The sequence below is a fragment of the Pseudorhodoplanes sp. genome (assembly GCF_050250235.1).
Taxonomy (GTDB): Bacteria; Pseudomonadota; Alphaproteobacteria; order Rhizobiales; family Xanthobacteraceae; genus Pseudorhodoplanes.
In genome coordinates, this window is the sequence record NZ_JBFWPA010000158.1 from 1 (window position 1) to 11,899 (window position 11,899).

Sequence of the window (11,899 nt, forward strand, 5' to 3'; positions counted from 1 at the left end):
CCTCCAACGCGTTCCATAAAGTGCGGTCCTAGAAGGGGTGAAAAACCCGAACGCCGCCGCGCGGCCATGCCGCCCGACATCACGACGACGCCGAAAGTCGCGCCGTCACGAATAAGACGGGCTAGTTTGGTCCGAGATGACATGCCTTGGCTCTACGAACTGGCCATGGAAGTTTATAGAGCGGTGAAGGAAGGAAATATCGAGACGATTGAGCGCGAGTTGAATAGGCTCCATAGATATTCCGAAGTGCTGATTCGTGGTCCGTTCTTTGAAGAATTGGGCTTCAGCAATAAAGAGGTCCAAATGTTCGCGATGGAGTTCCCCAGGATGCTCGAGCGCTCGTTGATGCGTACTCTGGAGATGAAGAAGGCACACTCTCCTATACGGCAAAAGGTGAGGCAGACGTTAACGCATGGGTCGGAGTCCGGCGAGTAAGCAGGCCGAGCATTAGCGCGCGGCCCAGCCGCCTAAGACTTGGCTTCAACTGAAGGCGGCAGAGTCTCTTGGTACGGATGGACCTCAACGTGCCCGCTGATCGTCTCTGATGGGTCTTGGTTGTGTAAACCCACATTCGCCGCACGATGCATGATTTTTCTGTAAGAATCCAAGGTTTCAGGCATAATTTTGAGGACGCTGCGGGTCTTGTCGAACACGGCAAATTCGGGGAAAGTTGCGTCCGAACGGGGGGTTGTCTGACCAATCCCGGCTTGTCTAGTGGATGACCCGCGCTAGCTCAAGTTTTGTCGGGGGTACCCCGGTACTCCCAGTCTGGGAGGCGACTATGACTGACATCAAGATTGGACAGGTCGATATTCCGACCCACGTGGAGTGGCCGATACGCGACAACGAAACACAGTTGTTGTTCGAGGTCTACGCGGGAAGTATTGCCCTCGGGACAAACGCAGGAACCCCGACGACGCACATAAACTTCAAGACATATTTGCCCTTATCCGGTAACACAATTAGAACCTACGGGGATACGTCGCAGAGCGACGAGCCGCCCGCTCTCGAGGCCGCACTGATCGTGACACCGATTGGCTTTCAAGCACATGAAGATGAGGAATTTATATGTTCTGTAGACAGTTTCAAATTATATTTTGAAACTCAACAATTTACAGGAGTCGGCGGAAATTTGTTCTGTCTAATTCTTGAATTCCGAGTGGGACTTTTGAACGGCACTCTCCACAAAATAGGATATAATGTGACGCTGCACACACCTTTGACCACAAACATCCATACCCTTGATTTGGACGATTCAGACGCGCCGCATTAGGAGAACGCGCATGCGCTAATCGCAATTGCTTGCGCACTTGGCATTACGGCGACCGTTCGCATCGCTGGGGCGCGTCACCTATCGCATGCTCGTGTCTTGAGGCCGAAGATGAATTCACTGGCCGCGCGATTGTCGATTTCGACAGTGGCGGATGCGAACGATCGAGCGCCGAGTGAGGCACTTCGGCAGATGGCTGGATGTTGCGGCTTGGGCGCTTCACCAGTCCCTGTACGGCATCGCGTTGACAAGAGTCGCCAACGGGATATCCATACTCTGACCTTAGGAAGTCGCGCGGAGAAACGCAGGTTCAAAGCGCGCCACAACCAAAAAGCCAGCTAAACAAGGGCGAGCCCCATCAATGTCGTGGCGATGATTGAAACCGTCGTCATGTTTATCGTCCTCGCGCCGCTTGCCCTTTGCGTCCGGCGATGAACGCCAGTTCTGGATTAGTTGAGAAAGCCCGTAAAGCTTTCGGAACCGCCTTTCCGCCTTTTTTGCCGGCGCGCATTGCGAGGGTTTTGTCCTGTGAAAATGAGCGCTTTTCTTTGGGAACGCTGTGACCGCCCTTGGAGGCAATGGCGCGTTGTTTTTCCGGGTCCATGGCGGCGAAGCCGCGTTTCGATTTTGGTTTTGACTCCATTGTTTGCGGTCCTCGATCAGTGTGCCGCTAACGTCGCGACATTATCGGCAAGCGCTTCGATAGACGACTCCGCGTCTTCCATCGCCGCCAAAATAGAGCGAGGCGGCGCTGATCCCGCTACTACAGCCTCATCAGCCACTAGAAGCGCGATCTTCCCGAACTGGCGTGTGACGCTGGTCAGATTTCGCTTAGATCGCTTGAGCGCTGCAAAGAGCATAGGCGCGCAAATAAAGGGCGAGCCCCGCCCTAACTGCAATCGCAAGCTGACATTGACCTGTTATCTACGAACGACAATACCACCCGCCCCTAGGGTTAAACCGATTAGCTCGGTAAGAGCAATCCACGCATTCTGGCGGCCGGTACGCATATTGGCCCGGGACGCATGGTTTTGAACTACGAGGTGGTGATGCAACTGGTAGGCCCATACATCTTTGGCGACAAATCGCAAAGACCCTCCCCTCGGCACCTTTACATTTCGCCCCACATCTTGTTACCAAGCATCTCCTGCGACACTCCCAATTGATCCTCCCCGTCGCATCTGTACATACCCCCTGACACTGTGCGGCATCGCTCCCTCCGGGAGGGCGACTCCGTTGGGAATGTGCAACCGACACAGCTGCAAGAAGAAAGACGCTTACGGGTATGAGGAGTGCAGCAATCCGCGCCGTTGACCATCGCATGATCTTCCCTCCACGTTGTTTCACCCGAACGGAAGTTGGAAGTCCCAATGAGGTTGCAGACCCATCTGACTATGGCATTATGCTGCAGCTAGCCTGAATTTCCATCGGATCACCTCGCGCCCGCGATTCGTCCCGGCTACGCCAGTGCCGGCGATGCACGGCCATCCCATTGGCGACCGACTGCGAAGCGGGTATTGGCTCAGCTTATGGCAAAGGCGGCGTAGCTAAAGGCATATCGCTGGAGCGCTGCAATACCAAGGCGTGCTACATGCGCGAAACTATCGTCGCCGGTAGGGGGGGTTAGCCGGCCGATTGGCGAGGCTGTGGGCGGGCGGGATTCGTCAATAGACGATGGCCCCGAGACGCAGGGCGAGGGCTAGCGGAATCGGCGTCATACCTTCTTTGGCTTCGCTTTTGCCTTTGTCGGCGGCTTAGATGGCAGCTTTGACTTCGCCTTGGGTTTTAAATCTCGCGCCCGATTGTCAGCAAGCTTACCGCCAATCTCAGAATTTAAAATCTGCGGCTGCACTTCAGCTCTGACAGCTTGAATCTCTATCCTCTCCGCATCGGTCTTGCGCCCTCGCCGAGTGCGGATGGTTTCATTCTCCATGGCCTTCATCAGCGCTGACCTATTGGCGATCCAGAACTGGCCAAACTTAGTCACCGGCACGCGCCCCTGCGCCCATAGATGGCGGACGCCTTCGTGCGAAAGGTTCACGTAGGCGGCGATGCGATTGAGCCCTATGATCAAGTCGCCCGTATCACTATCGTCATCGTCGGCCATCTTATCCCTCACCCGTGTCGGTCAGATCGCCCACAACTTCGTCAAGATAATCGCGCCAGCTTTTGATCTCGTGATCCTCAAACCATTCGTTGATCTTGTCCGTAGTCGCCTCCGGCGCTTCGATGGCGTCCATGGCCTTTTGCACCTGCTCATCAATTTTTGCCTCGCGCAGAATCTTCCTAGTGAGTTGGTCGCGCAAGTTCGCTTCCATCCTTGCCTTCAATTCCATGTCAATCACGGCGGCGGGCGGGATCACTTTCTTATCGACGCCATTCTCCTCGCGATGCTCTTCCATCTTCCGCTCGATCCAATCTAAGAATTGCGGCGTCGTCATCGCATTAACTTCATAACGGCTCTCTTGCAGCCATTCGGCCCAATCCGTCTCATTGTCGGAATCATATTCCTTCACGTAGTCGGCTACGGCACGCGTCTTCTTGCCCTTTTCGACCTTTTCGAAATCAAGCCCCATTTCCTCGGCTTCCCAAGGTTCAAGGCCGAGATTCACGATGGTGACTTTGCGTGCGCCACGCGCCCGCGTCTCTTCCTGCAAGGTCTGATAGATCATCGTTCCGGCCGCATCCGCGTCATGAATGCAGAAGACGGTGATAGGCTCATCGTGCTCCGCAAGCCTGTCGATCAGATCGCGAATGGCGCGGCTGCTAAAACCTTTGCTCGTGGCTAACATACAGTCGTGCCGCTCGGGAAAGCGTTCGTCTTTCAGGACTTGAAAGAACCCCTGCTTTTCAATGGCGATTAGCTTGTTGAAGGTCCATGACGGGCGCTCATAGTTTTCGACCATCAAGGTGCCGAGCGGGACATCGCCATAACCTGTATGCGGATGATAGATCGCACCACGGTCATCGCGGAACATTCCTTTGATTTCGCCATTGTCCGCTTCGTAATCGGTGATGACCGACGCGAAATATTCGTAGGTCGGTTCGCCTTCCAATTCCTCAATGATGAAAGGACGCAGCGCATAAAACAACTGCCGCAAGCTGAAACGATATTTTCCATCGCCGCTGGCCTTTGCAACGCCTTCGTCGAGATGGTCGAGATAGACGCTCTTCAACGTCTTCTTGTCTTCACTTTGACCACTTTTCGTTTTGCGAATCGCTAGCGCGATGGCTTCGCAAATCTGCAAGTAGAATGGCTTGAGGTCCGGCGTCTTGCCGTCGGACATGATCGGCATATGCGGCGTGACCACATTGAGATGGATGCGCCAATTTCCTTTTTTCGGCACGTTAGTGAGAGCGAAGCCGAGATTACAACCGTGGATCACGAAATTCTTGGCGCTGTTGTGATAAACCTGCGCTTCGCCTGTGATCGGCGTGCCATTGACGTTGACATAGATGTCGCTGCTGCCTTCAATTTTTTTAGCCCATGCTTCGACTGCAAACGGAAGATTTGCTTTCGGCTCATGCACGCCAAGTTTGATGTGACCGTCCTTATAAGCGTAATGCGGCGGTAATTCGTGGATTTTGCCGATTGCGCCAAGGCGCTTATGGCTGACGTTCGAAGTTGCAGCGCGAGCCGTTTGCAATAATTCGGTTGCTTCGGTAAACGAAAGACTCTCGCAAGTCCGATTGAGGAAGCTTGCAGCGATTTCACCGGCTTTCGCGCCAGAGCATTTGTCGAACGTGGAAATGAACTCACGCACGGGACGAGGGCCGCCGCCTTTGATCAGCGTGTAAAAGCTATCCGGGTCGTGCCAATGAACCGATGGCTGGCCCTTATAGAATCTGGCTCCTTCGCCGGAGGCGAGCATGATCGCCCAACGCGCCCAATAAAGCGCAAATTTGTCGGGCGGGAGATGAGGGCCAAAGGAAATTTCGATCCGCGTGCCGATAGGATGGTAGACGGATTCCACCTCAACCAAAGACGCGTCGCCATCCCTGTTTGGTAGAATGCTCAAACGTCGGTTGCGGGTGTGAATGTTGAGAACGCCGCCACCGGAGGCGATCAGCGCGCCCGCTACGACTCGCAAACCATTGCCCAATGCTCCGCGTTGCGGACGCCGCCAGAGCTTGGAAGAGACCATCGGGCGATTGACGCTAAACAAGCGAGCGATGGTTTCTGGCGCGCCATCAATGCCGGGACCATCGTCTTCGATCACATACCCGTCATCAGTCTCATTGACCTTTACATGGCCGCCAGCGTCGAGCGCGTTGTCGGTCAATTCCTTCAAGGCCAGACGACGCAGCTTTTCAACCGGGACGCCCGCCTTTTGGCTGAGCGTTTCCAGGTGGCAAAACAGCGTCCAGTCTTCGCGTTCGATTAGATATTCCGCGCCCACGTTCGACGACTCCTTTGAGCCTCGACATGGTCCATTTTTTGCGGCTTTCAAGTTTTAGGGATTTTGAAAATTTGAAGCGGCCGGTAAGCAAGCTTACAGCCGGGAGCGAAATTTAAAATCGGAGGCAAAGCTCTCGGTTTCCGTCTACCTTTTGCAAGGTATCGTCAGGCCTGAAACGCTCGAAACGGTTCTCTAATGTGCGCGCGCATCACGGCGTGGACGCAGCCCCGCCGGACGGTATTTTTTCTCTAGGTCGAGATGGTATTGGTGAAAGTCGTCGCTATCGACTTCTCTTCTTCGTCCGCCAAAGGTCTCACTTTGCCCGCGCCGTTTCGGGCCAAAAAGGCGCGCGAATTCACCTTGAAAGCCGTACAGTGTGCGCCCCTCCTCGCCGCCTTGGTCACTCTCTTTGTAATCCGAATGCCAAGGGCGGCGGCCGTATTCGTCAAAAGCCACCGAGCGGCCGTCTCCGTAGCCGATCAGGACCTCACCGCCCAGATGAATGTCGCGAGGATCGGGCATGAGCAAATAGCGATCATCCAATTTCCGCCAATGCGTCGTCGGTAGATCGCGCTCCGGGTAAAGCCAATCTTCTTGCGCTGCGGCGACATAACGAAGCGCACGCCGTTTGGTGATGTAATTGATCTGTTTCACCTCAATTTCTTCAAGCTGCCGCCCCGTCTGGATGTCGGTGAAGTTGAACATTGCCGTGCGAAAAAGTCGGGGATTCGGGCGGAGTTTCTGAGCGTTGCCGTAAGGATTCCGTACCCATGATAGATTAGTCAAAATCAGCATTCGCGTCGGACTCAAGGGGAAGCAGGTGTGCGTCCCGTTCATGCGAAAATCAGGATCGGTGTGCTGGCGAGCGTAAGTGCTGTCTGGAAAAACGTCTCGATTATAGACTGTCACGGGATGGTCAGAGATAATGAATTTCGTTTCCGTCTCGTCGGCGCTGACTAAGGCCCAAACACACTCGGTCCATATCGCACAGTGGAGATTTTGAAGCCGCTGCATTTCTATTAGGAGATGGTTTTTGTCGGTCGCATGCAGCAAGCTGGAAAGGTAGCGTAGCCCTTTTGGTGTTCGGAACTTTTGAATGCTCATGTAATTCAAGAGACCGTTGAATATTTTCTCCGGCCTTACGTCGCCACAAAAATCGTTGAACGATCGATAGCGAGAGAAAAACTCTACAGCTTCCCGGCCTTCTGCGTCCACCTTCCCAAAAAAAAACTGCTCAATCTCAGTGGATTCATAACGGCCATATTTCACGGTATACAGGTCGGTCTCTTTAAAGCACGAGACCGCGCCCCAGCGGCGCAGCGCGGTCTTTGTCCGCAAAATTCCATTCGGATCACGAAACTGCTCGGGCGCTAAATCGAGATAGCGAAATTTGCGCTCGCCCTCCGTCGGCGAGAAGCGCTCCTGATACCAGACCGGGACGTAGTGGTTTTCCTTATAATTCATAGTGCGCCAAGGCGATGCGAGCGGGGTGCAGGCTCGGGGAACTGATCGGGGCTGTTTTTTTTAACGGCGTAGCGTTTTGTTAAGCGACTGAGCGTCACCATGATTCTGCAACGTCAGGTGCTCCGTCCCTTGACCCCACCAAATCTAGGAACGTAAAGCAGCTTGGCGTTGCGCCAAAATTCCCCCGCCGTGGATTCGTGAGCAAGTCGCTCATGCCCCGGTGCCGGCCTCTATTCAAAAGACGGTCGAGGTTTGGATTTTGTTGATTGGCGCACATGCCCGGCCGCTGGTCTCGCAGCCCTCGTCGCAGACGACATGCAGCTTAGAGCGAGAGGTATCGGCTGCGACGGGAGGTTCGCGGCTATCTGGGGCTATAGAACGACCATACTCGGCGTTAGAGCATAGCGTCTTCGGGACTGATAACTATCACGAACGGTTCCTGGGCCGATGAGACCTCGACGGCCTTTCTCTTGGGCGCGACATATTGGGCGAGCTCCTTTAGAGCCGCAAAGCGAAGCGTGCTGGATTCGTTTTCGTCCATCGCCAGCCGCGCCATCGCCTCGATTGGATCACAGCCCATCGCCTCGAGCTTCTCCTCGATGGTCTTCGTGCGTTTGTTAGGCGTTCCTGCCTTGCGGCCGCTTCCAAGCGGTTTTTGCATCTCTACTATCGCAATGACTCGTATCTACATGATCTCAACATTTGGTATCGCGGCTGGACGAGAGAACGGAATATAAATCACCTCATTTTATATGAGACCAAAACGACAGCGTTACTCGGGATGATCGTGAAGCCCGACACCGGCGATCCAGGTCTTTCCTCGGACCCGAATATCGCAGAGCTACACTTGGCTGCCTGAATAAGCGCAGCCGATCGCCTCAAAACCGTGACGCAGTACAACTGGCGAGCGGGTCAAATCGGCCTCCTTGTTCAATGGTTCTCGCTTAAGTAATATGAGAGGGATCGAATTGACCCGGTGAGCTAGAATATGAGAATCAGCGCAAAGCTCTTGGCATCCATTATATTGGCAATTTCGTTAACCCCACGCTTCGGCGGAAGTTTTCTCCTCGCTGCTAAGGAGCAGCTTATTGGAGGGCCACCTTCCCATGGGGCTCAGCTTCCTAAACTCCCGCCGGGGCGATTCGAAGTTTTGTGTTTCACAGACGAAGGGTCTTGCATCGTAAGGAATAGCACACCAATACCACCGAATGCGCCCTGCTATTGCGGGTCATTTTCAGGCACGACTGATTGAGATTCATGCACCATGACACGCACTGACCTGGGTGAGTCAACCTCTGTCCAAGGCGTTGAAGACGTTGCGACAGGTGAAAAACCAACAACCCGACCACCCCGTTTAGCAGCAGGGCGGGCGTGGTATTACACTTTAGTGTTATCTGCTTGCGTCTTCGGATTGGGATTTATAATCGGCATCGGATCAGAAAAAGCGCCTATTAGCGAGCCTCGGGAACTTCCGAGAATGCTTCAGTGTACCAATGACTGGATCAATCTAGTTCAGCCAAAGGAACCGCCTTCCGTAGCTATCATCAAAGAAATCTCTGGCCAATGCTACGCATTCATTAGGGAGCAAGGCCTCTTGGACGATTTCGCAGCGAGGAATGTCGCTTACTTTCAGCAAGGGTATGCAAACCGCGTTATCCTTTGGATGGTTGTGCTCATAACGTTTTCCGGCGTTGCATTGGCGGCAATACAATTGATCACGACTTATCACTTCGCGTCCACGTCACAAGATTACAACAGTAAGTCGGACGAGCTTGTTTTTCAACGAGATCGAGTGATCCTGAAATCCTCTGTCACCGGATTGTTTATATTGCTGATATCATTTGCGTTTTTTCTCGTTTTTGTTGCCTACGTCTACCGGCTTGATGACGCAGGAAGCTATACGGACACTCATCCCCGTGTTGTGACTCTTCCCGACGTCAAATCGGGACTCCTGTCGCCGGCGACGGTTGCGCCTTCTGTGAAACCACCATCAACAGGAACAGGGGTGAAGTAGACGACACCCTTGGGTCTTGGCTGAGTAAAAACTCAGCAGAGATGGCGCGGCGAAAAAAGGTCAATGAATTTTCGAGGCCTCACGCCGATCGTAAGGAGGAAAATCGCAAAAGATGAGGCCGAGAGCCGCCATTTTCGGTTGAATTTAATTTGGCCATCGCGTTTTCACACACCAGGGTCATTTCAGTTCGTCGCTTCCTTCACTTAGAGCGGGCTCCGAACGATCTGAATCTGCCATCCTCTTCGAAGAATGGGTGGAAAGCTGTCTCACTCCCACGCTCTCGAAAGGCGACATTGTCATCATGGACAATCTGCCCGCCCACAGGGGGCCACGGGTCGAAGAGTTGATCGGGGCCGCCGGAGCCGAGTTGCGCTATCTGCCGCCCTACAGTCCCGATATGAACCCAATCGAGAAGGCCTTCTCCAAACTCAAGGCATACTTGCGCAAAATCGCCGAGCGAACTGTCGCAGGACTGATGCGCGCACTCGAAGCCGGTGCGGAAATCTTCAAACCACTCGAATATGTGCATACTATTTCGCCGCCTGTGGATATGATCCACCTTGATCGGAGTCTGCTCTAGATTCACGTCAAACGGTGGGGTATTAGTATCGACCTTTGTCAACTTCGGCGTCGAAGAGACTTATCGAACCCTGTAATAGAAGCGGGTGAAAGTTAATGAAAGAGATTTCTAAGAGGCATTTTATTGTCGGATGCATATGCTGTGGGGGCTTCACATTACTTAGGTCCCACGCTAGCGCAAAACAGTCGCCTTTCTCCGTCGTACCATTCGATTCAGACTCTATGTCTCCAGTCTGTTCGCTGAGCATCGACTCCGACTCGAATGAAGTTGACTATAGCGACCGGGGCATGGACCCAACACTTTTGGGGGCGTTAAAAACAGTATCTAAAACCTTGGGCATGAGGCCTACAATTACCTTCGTTGATGACTCCGAAACTAGTCCTGTAATGCAGACCTACCTTCAAAGAGGTTTTGGTGTAATTGGCATAGGCGAAAGTATGTTGAACCGCATATATAACAACACTAGATACAGGGACGAAATTTTGGTTGGATTGTTAGCGCACGAGTCCGCACATGTTTTGCAGATTCAAAGAAACTGCCAGCTGGCTTGGAATGGTGGAGGTCTGCATCGTGGTTCATGCTTTAAAAATTTACGCCCTGAGAACGGAAGCACGATAGGTATTGAGTTAATGGCTGATTTTATGGCGGGCTGGACAATGGCCCGAGCAGGCATTTTAACAACTGGCGAATTCGAGGGTTTTGGCAAGGATTTGTTTGAACGTGGCGATTTTTACAAGAACAGCCGAGGGCACCATGGGACGCCGCGAAACAGATTAAATTTCATGGCGTCTGGATACAACTTCGGTAAGGATGGAGGGGAATTGGGGTATTATGAGGGTGAATTTATTCGGGACGCAGGCGGAGATGATCTTGATTTTAAGTCCTTGGAAACAGCATACCTTGCGAGTCAAGCTGTCGTTGTCGCTCGAAGGAACAGATTATAGTTTCACTGTTAAGTCGTGACCTTGGACCTCCTTCCGGTAATCCAAGATTCTCTGCCTGCTACTTCGGTATAGGAGTGCGCCATGGGGCATAAATGCCGTCTAAGTATGATTTTCCTCGTTGTCAGTAGCCTTTGCATGGTGGCTATAACCTGCGTGAACGCACAATCGATCACTTGGACAGATTATTCTTACAATTATGAATGTATCGATTTGCGTTTTGATATGCCGGCTTCGCTCGTCCCAGTTGAAAATTCCATGGCGGCGACAAGTGGCGGCCCACGCTGGGAGAGCTACGACAAGCGAATCACACTTACGCTAAATACGAAGGCGACCAACTATGGAGTAGGTGAGCTGAGCCGTTCGGATTATTTAGCCACAGTCTCATGCGATCTCGACAAGAATCCACTGTTTGACGGAACTGATCGTCCACAAATCTCTAGTTGCGAATCTGATGGATACAAGATGATATACAGCAGCGGCGATGAATCGGGCGGTTGCAGTAGTGCTTTTGTAATCGCACCCGTTCAAAGCGACGTATCTCGCTTTATGGCGCATATCTCTCTTTGTAGCAAGAAATCACGAGATTTCAAAATGTTGAAAAACGTCGCTCAGAGGATTTGGCAATCTGCATCCTTGCGTTATCTTGGCTGCTGCAAACGGCAACCCAATTGGATTGGATGCAGGCGGTGATCGTGGATTCTGGAGCGAAGCGCAACGGGTTTAAGCGAAGCGGATTTTTACGTCTTTGCCAAGCTCGCTGCGACGTGCAGCGTCGGAATGGCCCACGCAGGTGATCTGCCTCGAAGTGCGCTCCCTTGCCAATGCCGAACATGCCGGAAAACGGAAGTGGTCATAGAGGACTTCTGCGTTAGAGCGTGGCGTCTTCGGGACTGATAACTATCACGAACGGTTCCTGGGCCGATGAGACCTCGACGGCCTTCCTCTTGGGCGCGACATATTGGGCGAGCTCCTTTAGAGCCGCAAAGCGAAGCGTGCTGGATTCGTTTTCGTCCATCGCCAGCCGCGCCATCGCCTCGATTGGATCACAGCCCATCGCCTCGAGCTTCTCCTCGATCGACTTGGTGCGTTTGTTAGGCGTCCCTGCCTTGCGGCCACTGCCAGGGGGCTTTTGCATCTCTACTATTTGCTACTTTAGACGCTTGTTCCCTCATACCAGATAATCGAAACCTGATCGTTAGCTAGGTTACCCTGGGTGGACCGGCAAAT

Annotated in this window: 12 protein-coding genes and 1 pseudogene; 6 read left to right on the forward strand and 7 right to left on the reverse strand. The window is 53.0% G+C overall.

Annotated features, from left to right (window positions below; translation table 11 throughout):
• A partial coding sequence (locus tag AB7F49_RS33965; protein ID WP_428530533.1) for a hypothetical protein occupies positions 1–435 on the forward strand: 435 nt, incomplete at its 5' end.
• Between the two features lie 32 nt (positions 436–467).
• Here AB7F49_RS33965 and AB7F49_RS33970 read toward each other — a convergent pair.
• Positions 468–653, reverse strand: coding sequence for a hypothetical protein (locus AB7F49_RS33970; protein ID WP_428530536.1), 186 nt, complete (start codon positions 651–653; stop codon positions 468–470).
• A gap of 128 nt (positions 654–781) precedes the next feature.
• On the opposite strand from AB7F49_RS33970, the gene AB7F49_RS33975 reads away from it, so the two are divergent.
• A complete protein-coding gene (locus AB7F49_RS33975; protein ID WP_428530539.1) occupies positions 782–1,273 on the forward strand; it encodes a hypothetical protein in 492 nt (163 codons plus the stop codon).
• 391 nt (positions 1,274–1,664) lie between these two features.
• On the opposite strand, the gene AB7F49_RS33980 is transcribed toward AB7F49_RS33975, so the two are convergent.
• The 5 genes from AB7F49_RS33980 to AB7F49_RS34000 all read right to left on the reverse strand — a co-directional run bounded on the left by AB7F49_RS33980 (position 1,665) and on the right by AB7F49_RS34000 (position 7,795).
• Complete coding sequence (locus AB7F49_RS33980) at positions 1,665–1,913, reverse strand: KGG domain-containing protein (RefSeq protein WP_428530542.1); 249 nt, start codon at positions 1,911–1,913, stop codon at positions 1,665–1,667.
• Positions 1,914–2,984: 1,071 nt separating this feature from the next.
• Entirely contained in the window at positions 2,985–3,377 is a 393-nt protein-coding gene (locus AB7F49_RS33985; protein WP_428530545.1) for a hypothetical protein, read from the reverse strand.
• Position 3,378: 1 nt separating this feature from the next.
• Positions 3,379–5,670, reverse strand: coding sequence for a hypothetical protein (locus AB7F49_RS33990; protein WP_428530548.1), 2,292 nt, complete (start codon positions 5,668–5,670; stop codon positions 3,379–3,381).
• 192 nt (positions 5,671–5,862) lie between these two features.
• The gene (locus AB7F49_RS33995; protein ID WP_428530551.1) at positions 5,863–7,134 is read right to left on the reverse strand and encodes a DUF4238 domain-containing protein; all 1,272 of its coding nucleotides are present in this window, start codon (positions 7,132–7,134) and stop codon (positions 5,863–5,865) included.
• A gap of 394 nt (positions 7,135–7,528) precedes the next feature.
• Positions 7,529–7,795, reverse strand: coding sequence for a hypothetical protein (locus tag AB7F49_RS34000; RefSeq protein WP_428530554.1), 267 nt, complete (start codon positions 7,793–7,795; stop codon positions 7,529–7,531).
• Positions 7,796–8,398: 603 nt separating this feature from the next.
• Between AB7F49_RS34000 and AB7F49_RS34005 the strand changes: the two genes are divergently transcribed.
• From AB7F49_RS34005 to AB7F49_RS34020, 4 genes and pseudogenes are all read left to right on the forward strand, one after another.
• On the forward strand, positions 8,399–9,148 hold the full coding sequence (locus AB7F49_RS34005; RefSeq protein WP_428530557.1) for a hypothetical protein: 750 nt from the start codon (positions 8,399–8,401) through the stop codon (positions 9,146–9,148).
• 244 nt (positions 9,149–9,392) lie between these two features.
• Positions 9,393–9,712 (forward strand): annotated as a pseudogene (locus AB7F49_RS34010) (transposase); the annotation flags it as partial.
• Positions 9,713–10,015: 303 nt separating this feature from the next.
• Positions 10,016–10,672, forward strand: a complete 657-nt coding sequence (locus tag AB7F49_RS34015) for a hypothetical protein (protein ID WP_428530560.1) — start codon at positions 10,016–10,018, stop codon at positions 10,670–10,672.
• 153 nt (positions 10,673–10,825) lie between these two features.
• Complete coding sequence (locus AB7F49_RS34020; RefSeq protein WP_428530563.1) at positions 10,826–11,362, forward strand: hypothetical protein; 537 nt, start codon at positions 10,826–10,828, stop codon at positions 11,360–11,362.
• Between the two features lie 178 nt (positions 11,363–11,540).
• Here AB7F49_RS34020 and AB7F49_RS34025 read toward each other — a convergent pair whose 3' ends face one another.
• Complete coding sequence (locus AB7F49_RS34025; protein ID WP_428530566.1) at positions 11,541–11,807, reverse strand: hypothetical protein; 267 nt, start codon at positions 11,805–11,807, stop codon at positions 11,541–11,543.
• Positions 11,808–11,899: the final 92 nt, after the last annotated feature.

What these genes read in the sequence shown, in the direction of transcription:
- AB7F49_RS34015 (WP_428530560.1), top strand. Translation starts at nt 10,016, where the DNA reads ATGGACCCAACACTTTTGGGGGCGTTAAAAACAGTATCTAAAACCTTG.
- AB7F49_RS33995 (WP_428530551.1), bottom strand. Translation starts at nt 7,134, where the DNA reads ATGAATTATAAGGAAAACCACTACGTCCCGGTCTGGTATCAGGAGCGC.
- AB7F49_RS33980 (WP_428530542.1), bottom strand. Translation starts at nt 1,913, where the DNA reads ATGGAGTCAAAACCAAAATCGAAACGCGGCTTCGCCGCCATGGACCCG.
- AB7F49_RS33985 (WP_428530545.1), bottom strand. Translation starts at nt 3,377, where the DNA reads ATGGCCGACGATGACGATAGTGATACGGGCGACTTGATCATAGGGCTC.
- AB7F49_RS34005 (WP_428530557.1), top strand. Translation starts at nt 8,399, where the DNA reads ATGACACGCACTGACCTGGGTGAGTCAACCTCTGTCCAAGGCGTTGAA.
- AB7F49_RS34025 (WP_428530566.1), bottom strand. Translation starts at nt 11,807, where the DNA reads ATGCAAAAGCCCCCTGGCAGTGGCCGCAAGGCAGGGACGCCTAACAAA.
- AB7F49_RS34000 (WP_428530554.1), bottom strand. Translation starts at nt 7,795, where the DNA reads ATGCAAAAACCGCTTGGAAGCGGCCGCAAGGCAGGAACGCCTAACAAA.
- AB7F49_RS33975 (WP_428530539.1), top strand. Translation starts at nt 782, where the DNA reads ATGACTGACATCAAGATTGGACAGGTCGATATTCCGACCCACGTGGAG.